Consider the following 25,150-nt stretch of genomic DNA (forward strand, 5'->3'; position numbering starts at 1 on the left):
ACTCTCTCGCTCTCTGGGTGTGTGGGGGGGTGGTTGTGGTGGAGACGCGGCGGGGCGGGGGCGCGCGGGGGGGGGCGGCCCCCCCCCCCCCCAAGGGGGTCAGGACCGGTCGGGGGCGCGTAACGCGCGGTGGTGGCGGCTGTCCTGGATCCCGAGGGCGATGAACGCCGCGAGAGGCGGGAGGCCCACGAGCAGCAGCCAGATCACTGGCCTGCACCCCTGACGGGGAGCGGGCAGCATCGCCGACGGCTACTCATGCCAGGGCGTGACGCGGACGGTGGTGATGTGGCCGATGCGCTCGAAGAGCGCGAGCGGGTAGCCGTCCGGCTCGGGGCGCTCCCACACCTTGCGGTAGTCCTCCCCGGTGACCAGTCGCTGCGACCACTCGAAGAAGCGGGCGATGGCCATTCCGGGCGTCTCGATGCCGCCGGTCTGGTTGTGATTGGCGCCATAGGGCGCGGTGTGCGTGGCCGAGGTGATCAGCCGCTGCGCGGTCTTGGGGACGTCCAGGGCGTCGATGCGGGCAAGCATCGGGGTGAGGCTGACGCCGTGGTGGGCCTGCGGGCCGCCGGGGGTGGAGTCGTACAGAGCGGTGTGCACGTCGGGGTTGTCGATGCCCTGACGCACCACCGTCCAGCCGTCCACCTCGGCGGGGTTGATGGGCAGCGAGTGCGTGGCGGCGATGATCAGCTCAGTGCCGTCGCCGAGGTCGGCGCGGAGGTGGCACTCGCCCCCGCACAGCTCGACGTCGGTGGTCCAGCCGTTGTGGCGCAGCGGGGCGATGACCTGGCGGTAGCCGTGGAACAGCTTGAGCCACAGCGGGTCGGTGGTCCTGTTGTGGTCGGGCAATGCTGCGATGGTCACTTCTGTTCTCCAAGAGGGTGTTGCGGGGTGGACGCACCAGGGAAGGTGCTCGCTTTTGAAAAATGCCACCTATCTCGGGTGTGCTTTCAGTCGTTACTGGCCAGCTCGCATGAGGAGAGGATCTGCACGGCCCACATGCGGCCACCCCGGGTGACGGCGACGCCGACAGGGCGACCCTGATGCCGAGCAAGGAACGTCGCACCCCGCCCTTGCAGGCCGAGCGCCACGGCCAGGTCGCGCACCTCGTGGGCAGCGCAGTCGACGGAGCAGAACACCCCGTTGCCAAGGATGGGCTCGGCCGCCGGGCCGTGGACGACTTCGGCCACGACGACGTAGCCGACGGGGTCGAGGGTCAGGATCTGCATCGCTTCTCCCAAGGGGTTGGCGTTCGAAGGAGTTTCGAACTTGTACCTATATTTTATTCGTGTACACCGGGGCGTCAATGTTTGCCGATTTTCAAATCGCCTAGTCACCGCCGGAGTTGGGCCAAGGCGAGCGGTTCATGCGGGCCAGCTCCTTCGTCCGCTGACGGGCCATCGCCAGGGCCTCGGGGTCCGTGTCGGCAACACGGCGCTCCTGCTCGGCGAAGAACTCCCGCAGCCACTGCTGCTGTGCGGTGAGCTCGCTGGCCGCAGCCTCACGCCGCGCCCGCTCGCGACCGGCACGCGGGTTGGTCCCGCACCCCCGGCAGTTGGCCACCGGCTGCGGGTGCCGCTCACAGCCGCTCAGCGGCTGCTCCTCACCAGCCTCGACCGGCTCCCCCGCAGCGCCAGCTGTGGGGGTAGGGGGGTAAGGAAGGAATGAGGAATGAGAAGGAAAAGAAGGGGTTTCCGTGGGGGAACCCTCTCGGTTCCCCTGGGGGAACCTGCCGGGTTTCCGTGGGGGAACCCTCTCCTCTTCACTTACAGGGTTCCCCTCGGGCAACCCTCCCTCATCCGACGCCTCGGAGGCGGCTCGTTCCTCCTCGCGGGCGGTCACATCGCTTTGGGTACGAGCTGTCGACGATGGTTTGCGGCGCTTCACCTGCCGGGCCAATCGAGGATTCTTCGGGGCACGCTGCGCGGTACGGCGCCGCTCGATCAGCTCCTCCGTAGACGGGATGGGAGGCACGCCGTGCGGAAAGACCTTGTACTCGGCACGCCGCCCGACGCGGCCGACCTCCACTCGCTCGACAAAGCCCAGCCCGACCAGCTCGGTGACGACCGTGATGATTTGCTTCTCCCCCACGCCGGCCCAGGCCATCATCCGCTCCAGGCCCGGCCGCCCCAGGAGCGTCTGGTCATCGGCGGAGTCGGCGATCTTCATCAGGACCATCTTTTGCGTCTTATTGATCACCTCCTTGGGCAGATAGGCCGCCGCCAACATCAAATGGATGCTCACCCGCACATCTCCGTGTCACGTCCGATTCGGGCCGCACTGGGGTAGGGGCAGGGCCAAATGGGGGCTCTGCCCCTACCGGAGCGTGAGTTCAGGGTTTCTTGCGCAGGGTGACGTTGATGCTTACCGACGTGCGCTTGTCAGGATCGAGCCGTATGGGCACAGGTATGTTCGCGGCCTTCAGCTGCGTCTTCATCGCCGCCACGTCAGGGGCCATCGGCACCTCCAGACCGGCCCGTTGGTAGAGCGCGACCATCGCGTCCACGTCATCGGCCTTCGTGGGGTTGCCGCCGCTCCAGGACAGGACGTTGTCGCCGTAGGCACCCGGATCCGAGCCGTCCAGCTTGGCCCGCAGGAACTTCTGCCGGTCCTTGAGCGGCTTCATCTGCTCCGAGACCTCGACGTACTCGGCCAGCGCCTTCTCCCTCTCGGCGTCGTCGTGGATGAGGATGCTCTGCGGGCGACGCCCGGCGGCCACCGGCCCCCAGCAGGCCGTTTTGAAGGGGCAGTTGTCACACACGATTGACAGGCCCGGCCCCTGGAAGGTGCGCGGCAGCTCCTCCGGGCTCGTGGCGTCGCGCACCTGCTCTACCCACCAGCGTGCGCCGCGGGCCCGCTCGGCGCTGTAGGCCATCTCCTGCACGTGGTCATCGCCGTTGTCGCGGTTGATGAACCGGAAGCGGATACGGCCGACGCTCACCGGGCCCAGGCGGGCGAGCTGCCGCTGCCCCTCGATGTCGGCGAACCCTTCGCTGCGTAGCAGGTCCGCGTACAGGAAGACCTGGCGGATCTCGGCGTCGCTGGCCCCGTACCGCAGGATGCTGTCCCACTGGTAGGTGGACTTGGTCTTCACGTCCTCCACGGTCGTCTCATCGGCCGGAAAGCTCGGGCGCAGCCGCTTCGGCAGGCGAGAGGCGGTGTGGCTGTCGAGTTGCACCGCATCGATGTGCCCGCGGATCGTGTCGTCCTCGACGCGGCGTTCGATGATCCAGCCGAACTCCTCTCGGGCGGCCGACAGAATCCCGGCGTGGAGCCAGGTCCCCAAGATCGCCTTGCGCTTCTCGCCGCCGTCGGTGGGTGTGTAGCCGTGCAGGAGATATCCGGCGCGGCGGGCGCACACGGTATCGCTCGCGCCGATCTTGGATTGCAGGGAACGGGGGCGGCGCGCGTCGGCAGCGTGGGCTGCGGGCCACAGGCTGACGGGCCGCTCGGCCATGATGGTCACTGGTGATCTCCAGGAAGACAGGGTGCCGCCCGCCGCAGGCAGGCGGCACCGAGCGGATGGGGAGGGGTCAGGAGGCGGTGCGGCTCTTGGCCGAGGCCGCACGCTTGCGTGGAGTGGCGCGCTTGCGTCCGGCCGGGTCCTCACTGGCCTCCACGTCCTGCTCGGCTTCCGGTTCCGGCTTCGGCTTCGCGGTCTTCGCGCGCTTCCTCGGCGCGGGCTTGTCCCCACGCGCCGTACGGTCGGTCGCTTCCTCGCCGGTTGCGGCGCTGCCGCCCTGCTCGCCGTCGTCCGCGTCGCTGCCTTCCAGTCCGGCAGCTGCCCGCAGTCGCTGGGTGGCGTCCTCGGAGACGCCTGCTACCGCCTCGGCATCGGCCTGCTCCATCTCCTCGTGCACGTACACGCCGGACAGGTCCTGGGGCGCGGCCATCCGCAGGGCACCGGCCTCGGCGCACTTGCGCAGCATGTGGGCGGGCATCTGCCGCCACATCTTCGCCACCACGTACCCGCCTTGCTTCGGGTCGTAGTATGTGGGGGCGAACTCGTCCCAGCGGGCGATGAAGGGGAACCTTGCGCCATCCCGCAGGACGGTGACCTTCACGGCGGTCGGAGGCGCCTTCGGCAGCCACACCTCCAGGGCCTTGCCCTCGGAGTCGTAGTAAACGGTGTCCTCGTAGGAGATGGCCTCTCCGGCCTTCGCGGAGGCCCGGTGGGCGACCGTGCGGAATCCGTCAATGCCGGTCTGGATGGTCCAGGTGTACTCGGGCTCGTCGGGGTTGTCGGCCGCCTTCCAATTCTTCCGTCCGATCATGTAGATCTGGCGGGCGAACGGGTCCAGGCCGGTGCGGACGCAGTAGTGGAAGAACATCGCCAGGTGACCGCGGGGAGCGGCGGCCAGTCCGGGGCTGATCAGCGCGAGGGTGCTCAGCTGTTTGTGGTCGAACTCGTCCTGGTCGGCGCGCAGGACGATGGCACTGGCCGCTCCCGCTTTCGGGGGCGTCTCGACCACGGTTCCCTCAACGGCCTGGGTGTCGCTGGGGTGTTCGTCGTTCACGATCTCTCCAAGAAATTCGGTTCAGTCGGTCCGCAGTGCGCGAACCTCGAACGCGGGGGTCCACTCCGGGTGGCGCTCGATGAGCAGCCGGACGTACCGGGAGCGGAAGTTGTTGTTGAGGCGGAACTCGTCGCCTTCGGTGGCGGTGGCGTAGCGCCAGCGCAGGACCTCGAAGAGCATCCCGATGCCGACGCGGGCGGCGCCGCGCTGGAGGTAGTCGGCGGCCAGGCTCTCCAGGGCCCGCAGAACCCAAGGGTTGAGCTGGTGGAACGCCTCGAACTGCGCCTGGATCGTCGTTGCCTTGGCGTCGGGCTGCCGCACGGCGTGGATCACAAGGCCCGGAATCTTGTCCTGGACGACTGCCATACCCCCACCCCTGATAGCCGATTTCAAGAATGCCACCTATCTTGAAGGCTGAGGGGCGGCCGATCAACCCCGCCGCCAGCAGGCCCGACTTCAAGCCGACGCGATCAGACCGAGTCGGAGGCCGCCGCCTCGGCCGCCCCCTCGGTGCGCCGCTCGACCCTCTCGTTCACGGTGGCGACCTCCCACAGCATCCGGGCCGCGAGGTTGGAGTCCGGGTCCCCGGCGACATAGCGCATCAGCGCCGCTTCAGCCAGGACGGCTTCCTTCGCCTTCATGACGGCGATCACGTCGCCGCCAGGGGTGTGGATGATCTGCACTGCTGCCTCCTTGTGCGAATAAGGGCAACCCTCGAGGGGATATACCTATATCTTATTCGCACAAAGAGTCTAAGTACAGTGTTTCCGCAGGTCAGGGACTCTTTTGTGCATGGCGTCCGCGCGTCAACACCACCGATCCGGGGCCGTCGTAGGTGCCTGCCCGCAAGGCTGCCGCCACCTTTTCGTCCACCTCCCACGGCAGGCTGCGGGCGCTCGCACGCAGAACGGGCACGGCCTCGATCACGGTGTCCAGCAGCCACAGCCGCGACCCGGACAGTAGCCAGTCCTCTTCCGGGAAGCTGCCCTGGGCTATCCGCGTCGCAAGGGTGCCCTGGGACGGCACGTGGAACAGCTCGATGATCTCGTGCTGACCGACGATCGGGGGCAGTTGGTCCTTGGAGTCGGCTTCCCAGCCCTCGCCCTGCACCGCCATGAGCTGTTCCTTGTACCGGACGTTCAGCAGTTTCGGGCGAATGGTGGTCTTCCCGAAGCGGCACGCGAACCCCAGCGGCCAGTACCTGACGCCGGAGACGACGATGGCTGTCGCCGGGTCCAGGACGCGGCGACTGGGAGCCAGCCACTGCCCCACCATCTGTGGCTCCACCCCGTACAGGGCAGCGAACTCCTGGTGCCCGACCAGGTACGGCTTACGCCTGTGCATCGTCCCCGTCCCTCGCTGTATCGCCTCTCGCGTGCCACCGGCAGGGTAGCCGCGCACCGCGCAACGCGCTCGGCGAAAGGGGGCCCCTGCTACCGTGGGCGGCGGTCTTCTCCAAGAGGCCCTGAACGGCCCCCGCTCCGGCGAGGGCCGTTCGCCTGCGTCTGTAGATGCTCGGCACTCATGCCCTACCCCGGTGCCGCGCTCTTTCGGACAGCTTCGGCTTCATCCGCTGGCGATGCCGAACAGCGTCAGCGCCACTGCGGTGATGCTGGCCAGGACGGCGATGGTCGGCAATGGCCACCGCCCTTTCTCCAAGGACGTCACCCTCGCCTCAAGGTCCTCCACCGCCTTGTCGGTCTGGTCGGACCGCTGCACCAGCAACGCGAGCTGTCCGTCGATCCGGGCCAGGCCCACTTCCAGCGCGCTGCGCAGCTCGGCGAGGGCCAGTGCAACCTCTCCTTCCGGCACCGTCTCCTCCTTCTCTCGTGCCGCAGGTCAGCGGGCGGGCGTGGCCGGGGCGCGCTTGAGCGGCAGCCACGAGGCGGTGCCCGGCCGCCCGAGCACCGTCCCGATGGTGGACTTCAGCGCCGACAGGGCAGCGGGTAGCGCGGAGACGACCGCAGCCTGCCACGCGGACAAGGACACCACGTCGGTGGTACTGGATGCAGCCATCAGACCCAACAGGGACTGGAGGTAGGTGGCGATGGTCCGCTCTGCGACATCAGCGAGGGCCTGCGGCATGGGGTCGCTCTTCTCCTGGTGCTGGTCAGGTGCCGGTTCGGTGGCGCGGGCCTGGTGCGGGACCCGCAGCTTGTTCCACGTCTCCGGGCCAGGGACGCCGTCGGCGGCACCCCCGTGATGTCCGCACTTGATCTGGTAGGCGGCGTAACTGCGGCGGTGCGCGTCGTTCCAGACCGGGCCGGGCGCGGTGTCGTAGGAGTCGCAGCCTTCGGCGACCAGCCGCTTCGCCATGGCCTCGATCACCGGCGAGGAGCGCCCGTCGCGGAAGAAGTCCTTGCCTGGCCAGGCCGCGTACTTCGGTGCAGGCTTCGGCTTCGGGTCTGGCTTCGGCTTCGGCTTGCCGGGGGGCTTGCTGTCGCCGCGGAGATGCTCGGCGACGCGGGCGCGGAAGTCATCCATGTCGATTCCGCCGGGATCCGACTTGGACGGCTTCCACTCCTTATGGCCGATGACGCTGTGCTCGTTCCACCCATGCGCGCGGCAGATCGCTGCGGCGGCCCGCGCCATCGCGTCCAGCTGCGCTGAGGGCCACAGCTGGCTGCCAGCGTTGATGCACTCGAAGCCGTAGAAGTGCCTGTTGCCGTCGGTGTCTTCCTCGTTGGCGCGTGGAAGGTGCGCCTTCTCCGCGATAACGGCGAGCAGTACGTCGGTGTCGCCCATGCCGGCGTGGTTGGTTCGGCCGTAGCCGACCAGGTGGACCGTGCCGGAGCGGTCGATCACGCCATGGCACAGCGGCCCGGGAAGGGCCTGGTAGCCGACGCGGCACGTCTCCACCATGTCGGACTCGGAGCTGTAGGAGCCCGTGTGGTGGATCATGACCCCGTTTGCGGGGCCCCAGTTGCCGTGGGTGTTGCGGTTGTGGGTGCGCCACTTGCCGTGCTCGACCACGCCGAGCCCGGCGCCCTTCAGCACGGACAGAAACCTGTCCGCGCTCAGCGGTGTAGCCACGCGCTTCGTCCTTCTCCCCTGCGCCGGATGGCAGTCGGCCGTGGCCGCCACGGCGGTCCGGTCCCTCGGAAGTGCGAAGCGGGTGGAGGGTCACCCACGCGTCATGCTACCGGCGGAGCACCGGCCAGTAGCCGGGCGCCGCCAGTCAGGTGTCGCCGTGGTCGGTTCGGAACGACGCGCTGTCGAGGCTGATCCAGGATGCGCGGACGCTTCCCCCGCCCTGGACGCGCAGCCGCACCAGGCCCTTGGGATCGACGTCGAGCTGGAGGGCGCGCCGGGCTGCGTCGGAGGCGACGTCGACCGTCCGCGGAGCCTCGGGCCAGTAACCCTCGGGCAGCAGGGCAATCAACTGCTCGTCGGTGGCCCGGCTGCTGGCCAGTCCGATCCGGCCGCAGAACTCCGTCGTGTCCCAGGGGTTGGCGCGGAACTGCGGCGGCTGGTCCTCGTCCGGGACGTTGGTGTCGCCTGTCAGCGGAAGGTCGCGCCACTCCGGGTACGGCGCGCGGCGGGCGCGTTCCAGCGTGACTACTCGTTTTTCCAGCCGGGCCAGTCGGCGGCCGAGGTCGGCGATCGTGTCCGGCATCTACTCTTCTCCGTCCTCGCCCGACTCGTCCTCGGGCTTACTGGTGCGCTCCAGCTTCAGCGTCACGCGCTCGGCGGTCTCGCCCTCGCCGGGCCGCACCGTCCAGCCGACGATCCGGCACCAACCGTCGAACGCGGTGTGGGGCTCGAACAGGCGGACCCGTACGTCGTCCCCGATGCGCAGGGCCTCGATCGGGGCCGCCGGGTGGTCGGTGATCTCCAGCTCGGTCAACGCGGGCAGGACCTGGCGGGCCAGCCGCTCGCGGCGGGCCCGCTGCTTCAGCTTCGTCTCGTCCTTCTCGCTAGTCTCCAGTCGGTGCTCCAGGCGCAGGCGGCCGTTGCGTACGCCGTCCACGACGACCTTGCGCTTCTTGCCCTCGCCCGCGCCGAGCCCGATGACCCACTGGGCGTAGGAGTCGGCGTCCTTGATGACGTGCGGGGTGCCGACGACGTTCGCGCCGGTGGTGAACGTCAGGTCCTCCCGGCGTCGGCCGAGCCGCGGCGCGCCGAGGATGATGCGCCGCTCGGCGCTGCGCCCGCGCCATGTCACCGTCTCCGACCACTCCAGGCCGTCATCGATCTCGGCCATCTCGTCCACCATCTCGCCGAGGTTGCGCGGGTCGGTCTTCGCGGTGGTGTACGGGTCCTTCGCGGTGCCGGTCTTCGCCTTCGACTTCGTGTCGTCCACGCTCACGCCGAGGTCGCCGTCCGGCTGGGTCTGGGCGTAGGCCCACACATCGCGGATCACCTGGCACGGGTCGGCCTCGATGTACGGGCCGCGGCCGTCGAGGTTGCCGTGCAGGTCGAAGCGGCGGTGGAGGTAGCTCGTGAAGCCGGAGGCTTCGACGGGCAGGGTGTTGCCCTCCGGTTCGGCGCGCCACAGGATGCCGCCCCAGTCGAGGCGGGCGTTGCGCTCGACCAGAAGCACCGTGTCGCCAGCGTCGAGCATGTCGCTGAGCGAGCGGCGGAACGCGGTCGGCAGGGTCGCCTTCAGCGAGCCGGGTCCGGATATCTCCGGGCCGTACTCGACTTCGGCCAGCGGGAGGTGCCAGTGCAGGACGTCACCGGTCGCGGCCCGCGCGACGATGTAGCGGTAGTCGGCCATCGTCAGGCAGGCCCTTCCGTGAAGGCGACGTCGAGGGTGACCGTCGTTCCGTTGGCCACTGTCAGCTTGCCGTCGCCGTACTTGTCGTTCTGGTTGATCTCGACGGCCAGGTGCTGGCGGGTGCCCCGGTAGGCGGGCGGCACGGCGAGGGTGTCGGCCAGGGTCGCGCTGGAGCGGCGGGTCGTCGTTCCGTCGTCGTCCACGACGGTCGGCTTCGCGGCGCGCTCCCCGAGCCGGGTGCGCAGCTCGGCGTACACGGAGCCCGCCTCCGCGCGCAGACCGCTCAGGGTGACGACGATGGTGGCCGCCGTCGCCCAGGCAGGGACGTCGAGGTCCCAGGCCGCTTCCTGCGGCCATGCCGCCCACTGGCCGTGACTGCCGGGCGCCTCGTCCGTCTTCGTCGGGTGCACGGTGCGCAGGATGCGTTCGGTGCGCGGGTTCGCGATCTGGCGCAAGTCCGTGATCATGTCGGAGGTGATCGCTGCGGTGTTGCGCGGCAGGGCGACGCGGGCCAGGGCGACGCCGGTCATCCCCTCGGGAACGGCGGAAGCATCATGGGCCACGCCCTTGACGACGTGGAAGTAGCCGATCTCCTGCGTACGGGGGTCGCGTTCCCCTTCCCACTCGGGGTCCTCGATCCGCAGGACGATCAGGTCGGTGCGCGCGAACGGGCCGGTTGGCTCGACGGCCACCACGGCATCACCGATGTTGCTCTGCGTGTAGGCCCCCTGCCATGGGCGGGCGCCGTGGATGAGGGCCGATCCGTCACCGACGCGGACGCCGGGCCCGGGGGTCTCCAGCGGGCGGACCTTCAGGTCCTGGCTCTCCGCAACGCCCTGCCGGCCCCGGGCGAGATCGCGGATCATCAGACGCAGTGTGCGGGCGGAGTGGTCGGCCCCGCGCACCATCATCGGGGGTTGCAGCGTCACGAGTGCTCTCCGTTCACAGGGTGGTGTACGCCGACCGCCACGCCACCTCGAGGCGCGCGGTGCCGGACGGGTCGGCCGCGTTCCACGCGATCTCGGACCGTCCGGGCGGCAGGGTGAACAGATCGAGACGGCTCGCAGGACTCAGGTCGTTGGCGACGTTGACGGTGCCGTTGCGCAGGGCCCAGCAGGTGCCGGGCCGGGTCTCCAGCTCCACCCACTCGCCTTCGCGCAGCGATACGTCGAGTTCGAGGACACGGCGGGTGACGGTGTTCCAGATCCGCGGTCGGGCGACCGGTCCGTGGACGCGCAGGCTCGGGTACGTCGACGCGTCCCCGTGGTTGGTGACCCAGCCGGGCCGGTCGTCGGCTGAGCGGTGCTCCGGGTCGGCGGGGCGGCGGCAGGCGGCGGGTCGGCCCATCGCCTCGTCAACGGTGCGGTCGGCGCTGGTCGCGTGGGCGGCCTGGTCGAGGCCGAGGGTCAGCTTCGACAGCTCGTCGTCGTACCAGCGGGGGTTGTCCAGGCCGACGAATTCGATGTCCAGGGGTATCCACCCGTGCACGGCGGTGGCGGTGCTGGTGGCCTCCATGCGGCGAAGTCGCCCGTACATGCGGCGCGTTGTGTGACCGGGCCACCGGCCGCGCAGGATGTGGCGGCCGTCCGGGCTGGTCCGGGCGGCGGGGTTGTCCACGGCCTGTTCCAGCCGGGCGAGAATCCCGGCCGCCTTCACCGGGTCGCCGGGCGTCTTGATGCCCGCCTCGAAGCGCAGAGGGCGCGGACCGTAGAAGTCGCGGCCGGGCGAGGAGCCGTCGCTGCTGGTGTTGTCAGCGTCCTGCGGCCGGGTGGCCGGGGAGCCGAGTCCTTCGATGGTTCCGACCGGGACGAGGCTGCCGGTGCCGAGGACGACGCCGCCGATCTCGTACTGCCACGGGCCCAGTTCGGGGTTCTTGTTGGGTGCTGTGGTCATCACACTCTCCCGCCCCGCTGCGCGTTGCGCAGGGTGCGCATCATTTCGGAGCCGATCTGCTCAGGGGTGGCGGCGCTGTCGGTGACGGTGACCGGCATCGAGCCGATCAGCGGCTGCTGCTCGCGCACGACGACGACCTGGACCCGGCCGCCAGCGCGGGCGTCGACCACGCGGGTGCGGGCGCGGTCGCTTCCGGTGCGGAGGTCGAAGGCGCGCACGACGCCCGCCATCGCCGCGACGCTGCGGGCCTGCTTGAAGGAGCCGGCGAGCATCGGGGTGTAGTCGCGGCCGCGGGCTCCCCGCACCCCGCCGTTGGCGTACCACTCGACCTGGCCGCCGAACCGGTCGACCACGGTCTCGACGATGGCCTTGCTCCGCTCGCGCTTGGCGGCGGCCATAGGCACGTAAGCCTCCCCACCGGTCTCCCGCTCCGCCCATATCCGGTAGCCCCCGGCCGGTGCGATCTGGGCGACGTGATTCTCGCGGCGCGGTCCGCCGGTGATGCCGCCGTCCGCGTAGTAGTCGACGACACCGCCCCGAGCGTGGTTGGTCAGGTTCTCGGCCTGTCGGCGTAGAGCATCGGCCGTGTCGGACGGTGCTTTGCGGATCGTCTCCAGGACATTCACGTGCCGAGTGGTGACGGTCACCGACTTGCCGCGCAGCGCATCGATCCTGCGCTGGATCGAGTCGGCCGCCTTACGAGGCCCGCTGGTCGGCACGAGGACCCGGACGTTCTTGGAGCCGGGGACCTTTTCGATCCGGAAGCCGAGCGCCTGCAACTCCTTCCGAGCGCGAGCCGTAGGAGCGCGCACGATGACCGACTTCGCTCCGGGGGTGGTTCTGATCTTGGCCTGGACCGCCGACAAGCTCTTGATGGCCGCTGCGGTCGGCGCGGAGACGTGGACGTTCTTGCTGTTCGGGGTTCGACCCAGCTTGTCGATCAGCCCGTCCAGGTTCTTCCGTGCCGCCGCCGTTGGCGCCGTGATCCTGATCTGCCGAGTGCCGGGCACCGTCTTGACCGTGAAGCCGAGGCTGCGCAGCTTCTTCTGCGCACCATCGCTCAAGGAGTCGACCTTGATCGTCCTGGCCTTCGGGAGCCGGTGGAACTCCGCCTGCACCGCGATGAGGTTCGCCAGGGTGGAGTCCATGCCCTTGGTCTGAAGCAACAGCGAGACCTTCGAGGGCAGCAGGCCCAGGCTGTCGGCGACTTCCTCGGCCTGGTTCTTGGTGAGCCCGTAGCTGCGTGCGGCCCTGATCGCCTCGGTGCGTGCCCGGCTCATCTCCCCGCGGGCCTTGGCGAGTGCTGCGGGCAGGGCTTCGCCGTTGCGCTTGGCCAGGTCGTAGGTGGCGACCGAGGCGTCGGACGCCGCGTCGGACAGGGCGGTGAGCTGGGTGTAGAGCTGCTGGCCGTTCCTGGTCGTGGTGTTGAGGGTCTTGTCCTGGTTGACCAGCTGCTTGCCGCCGTAGCCCTCCTTCTGGTTGACGTTCTTGCCGCCCTCTTTCAGGTCCAGGACGGCGCTGTTGACCTTCGCCTTCGCGGCCTGGAGGGAGATCTGGCCGCCCGAGAGAAGGTCGAGGGCGCTTTTGAGGGAGCGGGTGCGGGTGTCGGCGTCGGCGGTCTCGTCGGCCAGACCGCCGACGGCGCTCTTGAGCCGGTCGTAGGCGGAGGTGCCGTCGCCAGTGCCCTGGGTGGCCTTGGCCAGCTCCTTGGCGTTCTTGATGGACTCGGACATCTCGCCCTTGACGCTGTTGAGGGCGTCAGCGGCGTCCTTGTACCGCTGGCCGACGGGCGAGTAGTCCTGGACGGTCGACTTGCCTCCGGCCACGTCCTTCCACACCTTGTGGCTGTCGGCAGTGGCCTGGAGCTTCTTCTGCAGCGCGTCCAGGGAAGTGCCCTGGCCGAGGTAGGCGTTGGTCAGGGAGGAGATCGGTACCCCGGCCTCGTCCATGACCTTCGTCAGCTGCCCCTGCGAGACCTTGGTGTCCATCAGGACTTGAGCGGCCTGCCCGCGTACATCGCCGGTGATCTGCCCGTTCGACTCCTTGAGTGCCGAGGTCAGAGAGGAGATGCGCTGCTGGTGCTCGGCCGCCGCTTGCGCCGCACGCTGCTGACGCGCGGCGAGCAGCCCAAGGCCGACCGAGACACCGGCCATGGCGATACCGAAGGGTCCGCCCAGGGCCCCGGAGATACCCGACATGGCTGAGCGCAGGCCCGAACCGGCCGCGCGGGTCACTCCGTTCATCGTCCCCATGAACGTCACGCCCGCCCCGTTGGCGCTGCGGAACGCGGCGGTCATGTTGCCGAGGAACCCGACCCTGGCCTGCACAGCCGCCCAGGCCGCCCCGTACCGGGACAGCGACACCCCCGCGGTTGCGGCCAGGGTCTGCTGCACCCGCATCTGCTGGTTGAAGTTCGCGAACCCGGTGCGCACCGGCCCGGTGACGGTGTTGGCGAGAGTGGTCAGGCCCGGCTGCGCCCTGCGGAACAGCAGCATCGCCAAGGCTGCCGCCTGGATGGGGGCGGGCAGGGCGCCGAAGGCGCTGACCAATCCGCCGACGACGTGGCCGACCGGGACCAGCACGGCGGACAGGCCCGACACGGCGTCCATGGCCACGTTCGCGACGGTGGCGATGATGTCGAGCGTGCCGGCCGCCGCGCCGCCGCCTTCGCCCAAACTGGTGAACGCCTTCGCGATGGGCTCCGCGCCATCCGCCGCATTGCGCAAGACCTCACCCAGGGTACGGGCCGCGTTGATCAACAGGTTCAGGCCGGTGGCGAGAGTGTGTTCGCCCAGCTCCTTGAGCGGTCCGACGAGTCGTTTCGCCTCATCGATGAGCCCGCCCAGACCGGCACTCGTCTTCGCCTTCAGCTCCGGTCCGTACAGAACGGCAAGGTTGCGGCCATACTCCAGCGCGGTAGTCAGGTACGGCGTCGCCCCGGCCATCCCACGCGTCAACAGCCGCGTCACCCACTCAAGCCCAGGTGCCATGCCCTCGTACAGCGCCAGCCCGGTCTGCCGTGCCTGGGTCCGCAGCTGGGTCATCGCGCCGGTCAGGCCCTGTCCGCGCGAGGCGGTGATGGTCGCGGCGGCGCCGGTCTGCCGCACCGCCACCGACAGGGCGTCGAAACTCTCGGTGCCCTGGTGAGCCAGTGCCGCCGCGCCACTGAGCGCGGGCTTGCCGAACGCCTTGGTGACCCCGGCGGTGAAATCTCTCTGCGACAGGTTGTGCTCGGCCTTCGCCAGACCATCGATCACGACGCGCAGCCCCTTAAAACGGCCCTGCGCGTCCCAGGCGTCGATCCCCAAGTCCTTCAGGGCGCCCTTCATCTGGGGGGTCGGCGCCGCAAGGTTCGCGAAGATCCCCCGCAAGCTGGTTCCGGCCGTCTGCCCCAAAATGCCGCTCTTGCCGAGCATGCCGACCGCCGCGGCGGTGTCCTGCAGCGAGACGCCGAGCGCGTTGGCGACCGGTCCGGCGTATCGCATCGAGTAGTAGATGTCGGTGATGGAGCCGGAGGCGTTGTTCGCCGTGGCGGCCAGCGTGTCCGCGGACCGCGACGCCTGATCAGCACTGAGACCGTACTGATCCATGATGTCGCCCAAGTACCGAGCAGAGGTGGCGGCGTTGACGTCGGCTGCCGAGGCGAGCTGGAGCGAGGCACGTACGGCGTCGATGGACTGATCCGCGCGGAAGCCCGCCTTGCTCAGCTCGACCATGCCCTCGGCGGCGTCGGCCGCCGTCGAGCCCGGAAGCGACAGGTCGTTACCGAGTTCCTGCGCCACGACGGCGGCGCGCTTCATTTGTCCTGCGGTGGCCGAGGTGACCGCCCGGAACAAATTCATCTGCTTCTGGTAGCGGTTGCCCTCCTGGACCATCTCGCTCGCGCCCAGGAGCAGGCTGCCGCCCGCGAGCATGTTGGTGGCGGACATTCCGCGCCTGCCTGCGCCTGCCGTGGCGCGCTGAAGGCGGGACATGGAGCGGGCTCCGTCGTCCCCGGCCGCGCGCAGGCTGGCGCGGGCGGCTGCGGCGCGGACGGCAATGCGGTTCAGCTCGCCGACGGCTGCACGGCTGGAGCGGTTCAGCGCAGCGAACTGGCTCGCCAGACGTGCGCCATTGGCGTCCAGGCGGGCCAGCGAGCGGTTGGCGGCGGCGGTGCGGTCGGCGAAGGTGCGTGCCTGACCAGAGGCAGCACGGAAACCCGCGATCAGGTCGCGGACCTCGGCGCGCATCGCCACGGTCAGGGTGAACCCGGCCACCGCCCTGGGCCTCCTTACGTCGGTCGTGCGGGGTTGTTCAGGTGTGGTCGCGGTGCAGGGTCCGGGGCAGGAGCTGGATCTTCACGCCGTAGCCGGACCGGTCGGTGGGGACGTGGTCGCGTTCCTGCTCGATCAGCTCACAGCCGGGGCAGCGCAGGGTGTCGGTGACGTAGGCGTGCGGGTCGCCGCCGCGCTTTCGGTCCCACTCCTCCAGCCGGGTGTGGCACTCCGGGCACACCGCCCGCTGCCGCTCCGCCCACGCCAACGCCTTGGCCCGGTCCAGCTCCGACCAGCGGCCGTCGCCGCCGAGGAGCTGGGAGTGTGGGATGCCGTAGGCGGCGCACAGCTCCAGCTCGGCGCGAAGCTGTGTGTCACGGCTCAGCCTTTTCCCAGCTCGACCCGGCTCTCCTGCTGGACCTGCCAAGCCGCGTCCCACAGCGCGTTGGCATCCGGCGCCGACCACGTAGTCAGCAGCTCATCGGCCTCCTCACGGCTCATCCCGTCGCGTGAGGCGGCCGAGACCAGTGCGGCGGGGAAGGTGTCCGGATTGAAGATCGCACCTTCCTCGGCCTGCTGCTCGGTCGGCGGGTGCTGAGCGATCAGCTCCTCAAGGACGGGACGCGGTAGGGCCAGGAACGTCAGAAAATCCGAGGCGTCATCGAACGCAGCGCGGGCCTTCTCAGCTGCTGCCTCTGCCTCGCTGGCGCGCTGCTCAGCGAGACCGTCCGCCGGGGACGCCTCGGCGAAAAGCCGGGCGCGCTGGGCGGCCTGCGCGGTTTCCTCGACTCGCTGCCGCAGCTGGTCGTCGTCGCAGATGCGGAGCTTGTTCTGCGGACGGGGGCGCTGGCGCAGGCGACTCATCCTGGCCGCCCACGCCCCCTCCGACAGCGTTTCGCGGGGAGGGGAGGGGCGCTTGGCCGGTGCGGGGCGCGACACGCTCAGTCCTCGCCGTGCTCGGTAACGGTCGCGGCGGTCTTGGTGGTGCTCACGACGGTGACGTCAACGTGCTCGTCGTCATGCTCCCCGTGACCGTGGGTGTGGTCGTGGTCGTCGTCGCAGTCCTCGGGCGGCTTCGGGAGGGTGTGGAACGCCTCCGGAACGACGGCGTCGAGCGACGGCTCGTCCGTGATGGTGAAGGTCACCTTGAACTTGGCGGCCTCGTTCCCGGTGGAGTAGGTCGCGGCGCGGGTGGCGACCTGTACCGGGAAGACGTCCACAGAGCGGGAGCCGGGGATGTCGCCCTTGCGCAGCAGCACGACGTAGCCCTCGGCGCCCTTGGGCAGGTGCTGCTCGACCGCGTCGGAGTGCCGGTCCTCGTAGAACGTCAGGCTGGAGTTCTCGGCCTTGTCGTTGCCCGGGATTGAGGAGTTGAAGGTACTCCCCATGTCAGGGGTCTCGATCGGGTCGTTCTCCAGCGCCCAGCCCTCGATGTCCGAGACGGCCTGGGTGAGGTCGAACCGGTTCGGCTCGGAGATCTCGGTGCGCGACGGCCACTTCGGATCGTTGATCTTCTTGAGCCAGTAGATCTTGGAGATGCCGCGCCGAAGGAATCGGGTCTGAGTGGACGGCTTCTTCAGGGACACAGGTCCGCTCCCACTTCTGGGGCAGCGTCCCGTGCCGAGGCCCTGCCCCTTGAGGTTCAAAGGGGGTTCGCCTGGCCTGGGGCCCAGCGTCCGCGCGGGCCTCCGCGGTGAGGATGAAAGAAACGCTCCTTCAGGCAGGGGTCACGGTGATCGTGAACCGCTGCACGTAGGACACGATAGCGCCTGCCGCCGACACCGAGGGCTCCCCTCCGGCGTCGTACGTCAACTCCCGGTCGATGACGAGGGCTTCGGGAATACGCAGGTCGTGGCTCCAGCGACCGTCGATCCGGCCGACGACGCCGACGCGCACGCGATCGGCCAGCCATTCCACCTGATCGACTCGTTCCCCGACCGAGGTGATCTGGTAGGACCAGGCCGCATCGGCGTGCCAGTCCCACAGCGGCGGGCCCGTGAACTCGGCGGGCAACGAGTCGAGGACGGTGTACGGGGTGGACGCAGCCCGCCAACCGGATCTCCCTTGCACACGCGGGAGTTCACCGATGCCGCACGGCCGGCCCGTGGCATGCTCCACCAGGTCGGCGAGCGCGCGGGTCACCGGCAGGCGGGCAGTCACGGCAGCACCCCGTCCGCCAGTGCCTGAATGAACGCCGGTTCGGTCTGCCGGAATGCGGGCTCGACGTGCGGGAACGGCGGCTGCCGGTAGTGCCGCCCGAGGCTGTCCACACCGACGAAGCCGTACTCCAGCCGTCTCGCCTGCGGCGCGTCGGAGAACACCTCCGCCGTCACCTCCCCGCCTCCTGTACGCAGCCGCACGTCCCAGGAGGCCCGGTACTGGCCGGTGATCACGTTCGGGCCGGGCCTGCCACTGGCGTTCCGCTGGATGCGGACTCGCAGCAGCATGGCGTGGTGACGGGTGATCGTCCGCGTGCGGGCGCGGGTCGCCGGACCCATGCGGGCGAGCGCGGCGGCCAGCGCGATCGGGTCGCGAAAGGCGGTCGCGTCCGGGTGGGCGTTGGGATGTGGGTTCGCCGGGGCCATCAGTCGATCACCTGGACCCGGACGATACGGACCACGCTGTACGTACCGACTGCTTCGTCGGAGACACGGAACCGGCGGCCGACCAACAGCGGGTCGCGGGGGCCTCCGGGACGGACGGAACCGGCGACACGGATCACGTCGTCGCGTCTCAGCACCGGGGCGTCGATGGGCAGCACGGCCTGGTAGTCGGTGGTCGGCGGCTCGACGGCAACCGATCCTTCCATGGGCTGGGTGATGGCCGGGCGGCCGAGCGGCATCACCGCGCCGAGCCCGTCCCAGACCAGTTCCTCATCCGGTGTCGGCGGGACCAGCTTGCCGGTGCTCTCGTCCAGCACGTCGTCTGTACGGCCCGCGCTGTCCCGCCATGCCTCCAGCTTGTCGTCCAGGATGCGACCGACGACGCGGCGGACGCCGTCGACGTCAAAGGCCACGGGCCCACTCCCCGAGCTGGATGAGCATCGCCTTCGTCAGCGAGTACGGCTCGGTGCCGAGGTCCGGCCGGGCCAGCGCGGCACGCTCCAGGGCTTCCGGGTCGATCGCGTCGAGGAACACGGCGGCGGCCGGGCCCGGGTCAGGGACGTCGGCGACGGAGACCCGCGCCATCCCCGACCACTGGTCGCTGCCGTGGTCGGTAACGTGGAGGAGAACTTGGGCGGGCTCGCCCACGATCTGGGTGATGGTGTAGGCACCGACGGCGCGGGGGTCTACTCGCTCACCGTCGACCTCAACGGTCGCTTGGCCCCCACGGGCAGTGATCCGGACGTGGTGGCGAGCGGAGTCGTGGCAGTCCATTCAACCGATGCTAGGGCGGCTGTCGGACAGCTACCCTCCCCCGGCTGTGGTGCGCAAGGAGCTGGGTACTGCGCGCCTCAGGAGGTGCGCCGCGCGCCGACGGAGTGGGTCGGCAAGCCGGAGGTTGTCGCCGCGGGTGGTGCTGTGCAGGAGTTCGGTGATGGCGACCAGTTCGGCGAATCGGCCGGACTCGGTGCTGAGTATGTCCGCGAATTCGTTACGGATGCGGATGACCATGCCAGGCACGAGAAGGCTGTAGCTGTGGATAGTGGCGGCGTCATAGCCGGTCGGTGCCAGGCCCCAGCCTTCCCAGTCGAAGATCTTGAGGCGGGGTCCAGTGAGGTTGGCCCAGTGGAGGTCGCCGTGGGCGGTGGTCCATGATGGCGCTCGGGTCTCGATGGGGGTACCGAGAAACCGGGGCATGGCCCAGTCGAGGTACTGCTGGTCGGTGGTGCGGCGGTCGGTGGCGACCGTGGCTGTGTCGTCGAGTGCCAAGCGCAATGCCGTCCACCACGACGATGGCAAGTCAGGCGTCGTCGTCAGGGTCGGGGACCGTCCTATGGGACGCACAGCGACGTGGTCGTACAGTTCGGCTCGGTACTCCCACACCTGGTCGGCGAAGTCGTGCACCTCGCGGAGCCGAGGACGGGGCACCGTTGCCGGGATAGCGTTCGCGGCTTCGAGGGAGCCGTCCCAGAAGGTGCGGTCGCTCTGGCCGGTAGGTGAGCAGGCGAGGCGGAGCCAGGCGAGCCCATCGGGCGCGGTGACGGGTCGGCTCAGTGTCCTGCCCCTCCAGCCCCACGCCTCGCTCCCGTCAGGGCCGAGCCGTAGGCCCAGGGCGTTTCGGGCGCGCTGGTGAGCGGTGCACATCCGGTCCACAACCTCAGGATTTTCGGGTTTGGGGTACATCAGTCGCCCGCAGGGTCGAGGGCCGGGTTCATCAGGGCCTCGCGGGCGGCCCGCGCAAGGATGCCCTGGGTTCCAGCGGGCAGGCCGAGACGGTTCCAGTGGAAGATCACGTGGTTGGCGAGGACGCCGCGCAAGCCGTGCTCGAGGGTTCCGTCATGGGCGGCATCGGCCAGGCCGCGCCCTACGGTGGTAAACGCGTTGAACCAGGAGACGGCGAACGGGAGTGGCCCGTCGGCGGCAAAGAGCGTGCTGGTAGGTGAGGTGTCCAGGTTCATGAGCCGCCTCAAGCCGGGGAACATGCGGCGCAGTCGACCCAAGGGGGGTTCCGCCGAGAGGGGGCGTTCGCGTACGACGCGGTGCCAGATGTCGCCTTGTTCGTGTGCGTCCTGGCGGGCGCTGCGGAACAAGGTGGTGCACAGCAGGATTGACAACTCCTTACGGCCGACTGGCTCTTCGAATTGCGCGCTGGTCGCGTTGTGCCGTAGGTAGGTCAGGGTGCCGAGACTGTCGGCGTGGAACAGGTCGTGGGCGAGGCTTATGCCCTCGGGCCCGCCGAAGGCGAGGGTTTCCGGCTCGTAGAGGGATGGTTTCCACCACCGCTCGATGGTGCCGTCGTCGGCGAGCCCATCCAAAAGAGCGGTGATGGCGGTGGTCATGTCGGCTCTGGTGGACTTCGGGCCTGGACGACAGCGCAGCCGCCAGCAGGGGTGCTTGCGTAGGAACCACCAGTCGGTGAGTGTCCCCGCCTCCTGGGCCTCGCGTAGACGGGGGCTCAGGTGGGCGGCGGCGCTCCGCTCGGCGGTGTGCCAGTCGGTGAACTGGACGCGGACCTGGAACCAGCCACGCTCTTGGGCTTGGGCTTCGAGGGCCGCGCGTCCGGCGGCCCGGTACACCTCGATGGCGTCGTCGAGGTCGGCGGGCGTCGTGGGGACCTGCGCGGCGACCTGGTCCAGTGGTACGCCTGCGAGGACGGCCAGCACGTTGTCCTCGGTGACGTACGTGTTCGGCGCCACGGGGCGGGTCCTCTCGACGGTCCGTACGGGGGCGGGAGGGGGAGCGGTCAGCCCGACAGGAGGCAGGCGTCCCAGCCGGAGGCCACGGCGCCGTTCGACTCCGCAGTCATCAGCGCGAGCGCGCGGCCCGCCGTGCCGTTGAGGAATCCGCTGTCTTCGGGCAGTTCTTGCTCCAGCACCAGGGCGTGCAGGCGGGAGAGATGGTTTTCGAATCCCGCCACGGCCGCGTCCTGGGCGACCCGGTGGACGGTATGGAGCAGGCCAGCGGCTCCGTGGCAGATCCCGGCATCGCGGATGTGCGCGAGCTGCGCGGAGTCGGCCAGGCAGGAGAGCAAGGCATGTTCGGCCATGCGCTGGCGTTCGGCATCACCAAGGGCCAAGGCGGCGAGTTGCTGGGCTCGGGCCAGACCGGGGGTGCCGTAGCACCAGCTTGGCCGCAGGGGGCCGGACTGTGTCACCGCGCCTGTGCGGTGATCTGCCAGCGTGATCCACTGTGGCCACCACGGGCTAATTTCGGTGTCCTGACGCTGGAGGTCCAACCAGTCGCAGATCCGTTGGATCGCCATGGTCTGGCCGTCCACGACGCACCCCTGCCGCGCTGCGATGGCGAGCAGGGACAGAACGCCGCTGATCCCGTGAGCCATGCCGAGGTTGGCATGGCCGCCGGGAAACTTCTCCGAACGGTGGCCGGTCGGGTCGAACGGGGTCCACCAGCCGGGTAGTTGCTCCTCGTCGCCGTCGAGCGGAAGCGTCAGCCGCACCAAGTAGGCCAGGGTCTCGCGCAGCGTCTGGCTGTCCCGGTCGCGGCACAGTAAGTAGGAGGCCAGTCCGGTCAGCCCGTAGAAGAGGTCGTACTCCCTCGCGTGGGGGCGTTCGCCACGATCGATCCTTGCGTGGGCGGCCTGGGTGCGCCGCTGGGTGAGTTGGGTGATTTGGGTGTCGAGGGCGTGCAGGGCCTTGGCGTAGCGGCCGTTGCCGGTGGACGCGGTGTGCAGTGCGAAGGCGACGGCCGGTGCCCCGAAGTACAGGGCGGCGTTGTCGTCGGTGATGAGGTCGTTGACGCAGGTGGCGAGGATGGCGTGGGCCTTGCTCTGGGGGCCCTGGCCTCGGTGGGCGCGTTCGATGTGCCAGAGGGCGATGCCGGCGGCGCCATCGGCCAGCGACTGGGAGTGTGCCGTCTGGGTGGCAAGGGCGTGGGTGTCCTCCGGCGAGGGGGCGGGGCCGGTGGTGGGAATGTTCACGCGTGGGCTCCTTTGCTTCGGGCGATCCAGGCCAGGGCGGCGGACCGGGCGAGGCGCGAGCAGATGTTCTCGCCTACCGTGTCGATTCCGGCCGCGCGCAGGTAGTGCAGGTGCATCAGAGAGGGCAGTACGTCCTGGACGGGTCGGTCGTCGGGGGTGAGCGTGGCGCGGTAGTTCTCCACTGCTTGATGGCGGGCCGCCCAGGCGCTGGAGAGCCGTGCGCCGCCGGGCAGCTCACGCACTGCTGCGAAGCGTCTGCTGGGGTTGGCCAGACGCATCGCCTCGGTGTGGAGGGCGCGGGCGGAGTGCGGTGCACTCTCGGTCGTGATGTGGTCGATCAGCCAGTGCATCGCAGTGTGGGTGTCGCCGGTGTAGGACACCGCGAGGTCTACGAGGCTGGCGGCTGTGATGGCGTGTGGATGTGCGCCGCTGTGCTCGGTGAGGGTCATCTGTGCGAGGGCGGCGGCGGAGTCGGCGGCGAACACTGTCTCGGCGGCGTCCATCGCCGCACCGGCGCCGTAGCGGCCGGTCTCGGGGTAGTAGGTGTCCCATTGCACGGTGCTCAGCAGCCCGCGCTGCCGCAGGTTCCGAGCCCAGGTCGCAGCCTTGGCCGCGATGTCGCCGAATGCTTCCGGGCGCGGGAGGCGGAACCGTAGCCGCAGGTGATCGTGCGGGTCGCGGTAGCGCACGAACCACCACTCGGGCTGGCGTTCAAAGCTGTCGAGGAGGCGGGGAAGGTAGCGGGTGAGGATGTCCGCCGCACGGTCCGGGTGCCCGTACAGCTTGAGAAACGCCCACGTCGGGGAGCCAGGCGGGTGTCCATCCTCTGCCCGGGAGATCGCTGTGGGGATGCGGCGCCCCGCGGGCGGGGTAGGGGTACGGGTGGAGGCGAGCGCCAAGGTGATCTCGTGGGCTCGCCCGTCGAGCCATCCGTTCGCCGCTTCATCGGGCGCTTCCCGCAGTGTTGCCTGTCCGGTGCGGTCCAGTTCGACGCGCAACAGTGCGGTGTCGGCGGTGTGGTCCAGGTCCAGGCGAAGGCGTTTGTCGTCATCCCCCAGATACACGGTGCCGGGGACGTGAGTGCGCCGTCGCCAGGCCGTGAGGCTGTCGGTCCATTGGGATGGCAAGGCTTGGGGGCCCGCCAGTTCGGCGCTCGTGAGCCGCCAGGTGGCCGGGGCGAGGACGGCGCGGCGATAGCGGACGCGGGGAAGGAACGGCAGGCAAGCGGCGGCTCCCCAGTCGAAGGGCCCGAATGCGGCGGCGCGGGCTCGGGGCACTTCGCACAGCAGTCGAGCCAGCGGGTGGGTGAACGTCTTAAGGTCCACGGCGTTCAACAGGACGGGTTCTATGGGCCGACCGGTGGAGAGCTGGATCAAGTACAGCCGGTTGGCGTCTGCGGTGACCGCCAGGTCCTGAAGGGGGACTGTCGGGACGGTGTGATGTTCTGCCAGGGATATCAGGTGCGGGCCAAGAGCCGGAGCCCGGCCTACGTTCTCCGTCCTCACGTTCAGTGGGGGACTGGAGAGCTGGGCTCGAATCGCGTCACCGTCCAGCGTGGGCAGGCGAGCGTACTCGGTTGTCATCCGGTCGCGGTCCGCTGCGTCGAGAAGGTCGAGGAAGCGACCCGCGGTGGCCCCCGCCGCCGGGGCGACTCCGTTGACGACGAGCGTGAAGTCGCCGTCTTGCAGAGCTTGGCGAGTGGGGGCCTGGAGGCGGAAGCGAATGTCGATGTGGGGCAGTGGCAGTTCGACCGGTCCCGGTGCGAGGTTGTCCAGCATCGCGTCGGTGAGGACCATTTCGCGGGCGTCCTCGAGCGCGGCGCGCTGTGCCAGAGCGAGCAGCTGTTCGTCGCGTGCGCTCAGCCCCGGAGCGTGGCGGGGCAGGAGCGAGCCGCGGTATCCGGCCGGGAAGGCCAGTCCGGTGTCGGGGTCGGTGAGCTGCTGGACGGGGACCAGGGTGCCGGGCCCGTACCGGTCCAGGACTCGCGCGTGGTAGTCCTGCCAGGCTGGCGAGCCGGACGGGTATGCCGTCAGTCGGGCCAGCGCGCTCGCGGCGTTCTCTGCTTCACGGGCAACGTGCTTCGGCAGTGTCAGTGCACAGTCGAGGAGCAGGTCGACGGCCAGGGGCTGTTCCACGGCACGGGAGTGGGCCGTCATCGTCTCGGTGGTGAAGGCGCGCAGTGCCCGCCGTTCTTCCGGCGGCGCAGTGGTGTGCCTGGTCAGTGTCGCCCGGATCTGCCGTAGTGCGCGCACGGTGGGAGCTACGGCTTCGATGCCCTCGGCGCCGGCAGTGTCGAGTTGGTCGAGGACGTGGCCGAGGGTGTCGGTGGCGGTCATCGGCGGGCGTAGGGCGGTGAGCAGGATGCGTCGGGCCACCAGCTCGACCAGCAGGGCCTCGATGGTCTCGGCCGACGTGTCGGGGTAGTCGGCGGCGAGCTTGCCCGCAAGTGCGTCGATGGTGGTGGGCGACGTGCTGGAGTTCAGGACTGTCTTGACGGCGCGGGTGTGGCGCACGCCTATTTCGCCGGGTCCATGCTTCGCGTCGTGGGCTGGTTGCTGGCAGGGCACCACCAGCCGTTCGTCCCGCACGAAGCAGGTGGAATCCGCCACAACCGGCAGACGGCGAAGCAACTCGGGGCATGCCTCCAGGCGAGCGATCACGTCCGCCAGCCACACTGCGTCTACCCGTGCGGTGGGACGGTGCCGGTCTCCCCAGTGCACCGACAGACTCTCGGCGATGCGAGCCGGGGCGATCCCGGCGAACAAGCCGAACGGCGTGGGACGGTGCTGCAAGCGCAGCACATAGCGGGCCAGGGAGAGCACGGCCCGCCGCACTTGCTTGGGCCGCCCGTCCCCGGCCGTGACTTCCCGGATGCGGTAGGAGAGGTGGGGGCTGGCCAGCTCGATCGCTTCTGCGACCGGCCCGACGGCCCACACCCGCTCTGCCCACTCCCGCCACCGGCCGGTGTCCGCATCGGTGTCGCCGGATGGTTCAGGCGTCGGCGGCAGCCTCAGTCCACTCTGGTGGGCAGACGCCCGTACCAGGGCCGCATCCACGTAGCGATACACCCGCAGCCTCCCCTCTCGTGCCTTGTCCCGGTGCTCAGGGCCGCCCGGTGCCGGGCCCCCCCCCGCGCGGCCCCCCCCCAGAAGCCAAACCACCCCGCGGTTGGGATGTAGGCGGGCGGCGGGCCACCCGGGGGGGGAGGGGCCAGTGTGGGGGGGGGT

At 69.6% G+C, this 25,150-nt stretch carries 25 protein-coding genes and 1 pseudogene; all 26 read right to left on the minus strand.

The window, feature by feature from the left end:
• Positions 1-249: 249 nt before the first annotated feature.
• A complete protein-coding gene (locus ACFXB5_RS00120; RefSeq protein ID WP_385200889.1) occupies positions 250-864 on the minus strand; it encodes a hypothetical protein in 615 nt (204 codons plus the stop codon).
• Positions 865-950: 86 nt separating this feature from the next.
• Positions 951-1,229, minus strand: a complete 279-nt coding sequence (locus ACFXB5_RS00125; protein WP_385200891.1) for a hypothetical protein — start codon at positions 1,227-1,229, stop codon at positions 951-953.
• 100 nt (positions 1,230-1,329) lie between these two features.
• Positions 1,330-2,250 carry a hypothetical protein gene (locus ACFXB5_RS00130; protein ID WP_385200892.1) on the minus strand — a complete coding sequence of 307 codons (921 nt, stop codon included), beginning with the start codon at positions 2,248-2,250 and terminating at the stop codon, positions 1,330-1,332.
• Between the two features lie 82 nt (positions 2,251-2,332).
• Complete coding sequence (locus ACFXB5_RS00135; protein WP_385200894.1) at positions 2,333-3,457, minus strand: PD-(D/E)XK nuclease family protein; 1,125 nt, start codon at positions 3,455-3,457, stop codon at positions 2,333-2,335.
• A gap of 76 nt (positions 3,458-3,533) precedes the next feature.
• Positions 3,534-4,517: a recombinase RecT gene (locus ACFXB5_RS00140; protein ID WP_385200896.1), complete on the minus strand. Its 984-nt coding sequence runs from the start codon at positions 4,515-4,517 to the stop codon at positions 3,534-3,536.
• 21 nt (positions 4,518-4,538) lie between these two features.
• Positions 4,539-4,883, minus strand: a complete 345-nt coding sequence (locus tag ACFXB5_RS00145; protein WP_385200898.1) for a hypothetical protein — start codon at positions 4,881-4,883, stop codon at positions 4,539-4,541.
• A gap of 104 nt (positions 4,884-4,987) precedes the next feature.
• The gene (locus ACFXB5_RS00150) at positions 4,988-5,200 is read right to left on the minus strand and encodes a hypothetical protein (RefSeq protein WP_385200900.1); all 213 of its coding nucleotides are present in this window, start codon (positions 5,198-5,200) and stop codon (positions 4,988-4,990) included.
• A 91-nt stretch (positions 5,201-5,291) separates the two neighbouring features.
• Positions 5,292-5,861 (minus strand): hypothetical protein, encoded by a 570-nt coding sequence (locus ACFXB5_RS00155; protein WP_385200902.1) that lies wholly within the window; start codon positions 5,859-5,861, stop codon positions 5,292-5,294.
• 222 nt (positions 5,862-6,083) lie between these two features.
• Positions 6,084-6,329, minus strand: coding sequence for a hypothetical protein (locus ACFXB5_RS00160; RefSeq protein ID WP_385200904.1), 246 nt, complete (start codon positions 6,327-6,329; stop codon positions 6,084-6,086).
• Positions 6,330-6,656: 327 nt separating this feature from the next.
• Positions 6,657-7,550 (minus strand): annotated as a pseudogene (locus ACFXB5_RS00165) (peptidoglycan-binding protein); the annotation flags it as partial.
• A gap of 145 nt (positions 7,551-7,695) precedes the next feature.
• The gene (locus ACFXB5_RS00170; RefSeq protein ID WP_385200906.1) at positions 7,696-8,133 is read right to left on the minus strand and encodes a hypothetical protein; all 438 of its coding nucleotides are present in this window, start codon (positions 8,131-8,133) and stop codon (positions 7,696-7,698) included.
• The gene (locus tag ACFXB5_RS00175; protein WP_385200907.1) at positions 8,134-9,237 is read right to left on the minus strand and encodes a hypothetical protein; all 1,104 of its coding nucleotides are present in this window, start codon (positions 9,235-9,237) and stop codon (positions 8,134-8,136) included. It abuts the gene before it with no gap.
• Between the two features lie 2 nt (positions 9,238-9,239).
• A complete protein-coding gene (locus ACFXB5_RS00180; protein WP_385200909.1) occupies positions 9,240-10,166 on the minus strand; it encodes a hypothetical protein in 927 nt (308 codons plus the stop codon).
• A 13-nt stretch (positions 10,167-10,179) separates the two neighbouring features.
• On the minus strand, positions 10,180-11,130 hold the full coding sequence (locus tag ACFXB5_RS00185; RefSeq protein ID WP_385200911.1) for a hypothetical protein: 951 nt from the start codon (positions 11,128-11,130) through the stop codon (positions 10,180-10,182).
• Positions 11,130-15,386: a phage tail tape measure protein gene (locus ACFXB5_RS00190; RefSeq protein ID WP_385200913.1), complete on the minus strand. Its 4,257-nt coding sequence runs from the start codon at positions 15,384-15,386 to the stop codon at positions 11,130-11,132. The genes ACFXB5_RS00185 and ACFXB5_RS00190 overlap by 1 nt, the downstream gene beginning before the upstream one ends.
• Positions 15,387-15,423: 37 nt before the next feature.
• A complete protein-coding gene (locus ACFXB5_RS00195) occupies positions 15,424-15,810 on the minus strand; it encodes a hypothetical protein (RefSeq protein WP_385200915.1) in 387 nt (128 codons plus the stop codon).
• Positions 15,765-16,247, minus strand: a complete 483-nt coding sequence (locus ACFXB5_RS00200; RefSeq protein ID WP_385200916.1) for a hypothetical protein — start codon at positions 16,245-16,247, stop codon at positions 15,765-15,767. The genes ACFXB5_RS00195 and ACFXB5_RS00200 overlap by 46 nt, the downstream gene beginning before the upstream one ends.
• A gap of 77 nt (positions 16,248-16,324) precedes the next feature.
• The gene (locus tag ACFXB5_RS00205; RefSeq protein ID WP_385200918.1) at positions 16,325-16,969 is read right to left on the minus strand and encodes a hypothetical protein; all 645 of its coding nucleotides are present in this window, start codon (positions 16,967-16,969) and stop codon (positions 16,325-16,327) included.
• 130 nt (positions 16,970-17,099) lie between these two features.
• Complete coding sequence (locus tag ACFXB5_RS00210) at positions 17,100-17,543, minus strand: hypothetical protein (RefSeq protein ID WP_385200919.1); 444 nt, start codon at positions 17,541-17,543, stop codon at positions 17,100-17,102.
• Complete coding sequence (locus tag ACFXB5_RS00215) at positions 17,540-17,968, minus strand: HK97 gp10 family phage protein (RefSeq protein WP_385200920.1); 429 nt, start codon at positions 17,966-17,968, stop codon at positions 17,540-17,542. Before ACFXB5_RS00215 ends, ACFXB5_RS00210 begins: the two co-directional genes overlap by 4 nt.
• Positions 17,968-18,399 (minus strand): DUF6093 family protein, encoded by a 432-nt coding sequence (locus tag ACFXB5_RS00220; protein WP_385200922.1) that lies wholly within the window; start codon positions 18,397-18,399, stop codon positions 17,968-17,970. Before ACFXB5_RS00220 ends, ACFXB5_RS00215 begins: the two co-directional genes overlap by 1 nt.
• Positions 18,389-18,760, minus strand: coding sequence for a hypothetical protein (locus tag ACFXB5_RS00225; protein WP_385200923.1), 372 nt, complete (start codon positions 18,758-18,760; stop codon positions 18,389-18,391). Before ACFXB5_RS00225 ends, ACFXB5_RS00220 begins: the two co-directional genes overlap by 11 nt.
• A gap of 30 nt (positions 18,761-18,790) precedes the next feature.
• Positions 18,791-19,414, minus strand: coding sequence for a hypothetical protein (locus ACFXB5_RS00230; protein ID WP_385200925.1), 624 nt, complete (start codon positions 19,412-19,414; stop codon positions 18,791-18,793).
• 254 nt (positions 19,415-19,668) lie between these two features.
• The gene (locus ACFXB5_RS00235; protein ID WP_385200927.1) at positions 19,669-20,682 is read right to left on the minus strand and encodes a thiopeptide-type bacteriocin biosynthesis protein; all 1,014 of its coding nucleotides are present in this window, start codon (positions 20,680-20,682) and stop codon (positions 19,669-19,671) included.
• Between the two features lie 47 nt (positions 20,683-20,729).
• On the minus strand, positions 20,730-21,923 hold the full coding sequence (locus ACFXB5_RS00240) for a lanthionine synthetase C family protein (RefSeq protein ID WP_385200929.1): 1,194 nt from the start codon (positions 21,921-21,923) through the stop codon (positions 20,730-20,732).
• Positions 21,920-24,991, minus strand: a complete 3,072-nt coding sequence (locus tag ACFXB5_RS00245; RefSeq protein WP_385200930.1) for a lantibiotic dehydratase — start codon at positions 24,989-24,991, stop codon at positions 21,920-21,922. Before ACFXB5_RS00245 ends, ACFXB5_RS00240 begins: the two co-directional genes overlap by 4 nt.
• Positions 24,992-25,150 lie beyond the last annotated feature (159 nt).

Source organism: Streptomyces sp. NPDC059455 (assembly GCF_042750115.1).
GTDB lineage: Bacteria > Actinomycetota > Actinomycetes > Streptomycetales > Streptomycetaceae > Streptomyces > Streptomyces endocoffeicus.

What these genes read in the sequence shown, in the direction of transcription:
- ACFXB5_RS00125 (WP_385200891.1), bottom strand. Translation starts at nt 1,229, where the DNA reads ATGCAGATCCTGACCCTCGACCCCGTCGGCTACGTCGTCGTGGCCGAA.
- ACFXB5_RS00135 (WP_385200894.1), bottom strand. Translation starts at nt 3,457, where the DNA reads ATGGCCGAGCGGCCCGTCAGCCTGTGGCCCGCAGCCCACGCTGCCGAC.
- ACFXB5_RS00145 (WP_385200898.1), bottom strand. Translation starts at nt 4,883, where the DNA reads ATGGCAGTCGTCCAGGACAAGATTCCGGGCCTTGTGATCCACGCCGTG.
- ACFXB5_RS00155 (WP_385200902.1), bottom strand. Translation starts at nt 5,861, where the DNA reads ATGCACAGGCGTAAGCCGTACCTGGTCGGGCACCAGGAGTTCGCTGCC.
- ACFXB5_RS00170 (WP_385200906.1), bottom strand. Translation starts at nt 8,133, where the DNA reads ATGCCGGACACGATCGCCGACCTCGGCCGCCGACTGGCCCGGCTGGAA.
- ACFXB5_RS00175 (WP_385200907.1), bottom strand. Translation starts at nt 9,237, where the DNA reads ATGGCCGACTACCGCTACATCGTCGCGCGGGCCGCGACCGGTGACGTC.
- ACFXB5_RS00185 (WP_385200911.1), bottom strand. Translation starts at nt 11,130, where the DNA reads ATGACCACAGCACCCAACAAGAACCCCGAACTGGGCCCGTGGCAGTAC.
- ACFXB5_RS00200 (WP_385200916.1), bottom strand. Translation starts at nt 16,247, where the DNA reads ATGAGTCGCCTGCGCCAGCGCCCCCGTCCGCAGAACAAGCTCCGCATC.
- ACFXB5_RS00215 (WP_385200920.1), bottom strand. Translation starts at nt 17,968, where the DNA reads ATGGCCCCGGCGAACCCACATCCCAACGCCCACCCGGACGCGACCGCC.
- ACFXB5_RS00225 (WP_385200923.1), bottom strand. Translation starts at nt 18,760, where the DNA reads ATGGACTGCCACGACTCCGCTCGCCACCACGTCCGGATCACTGCCCGT.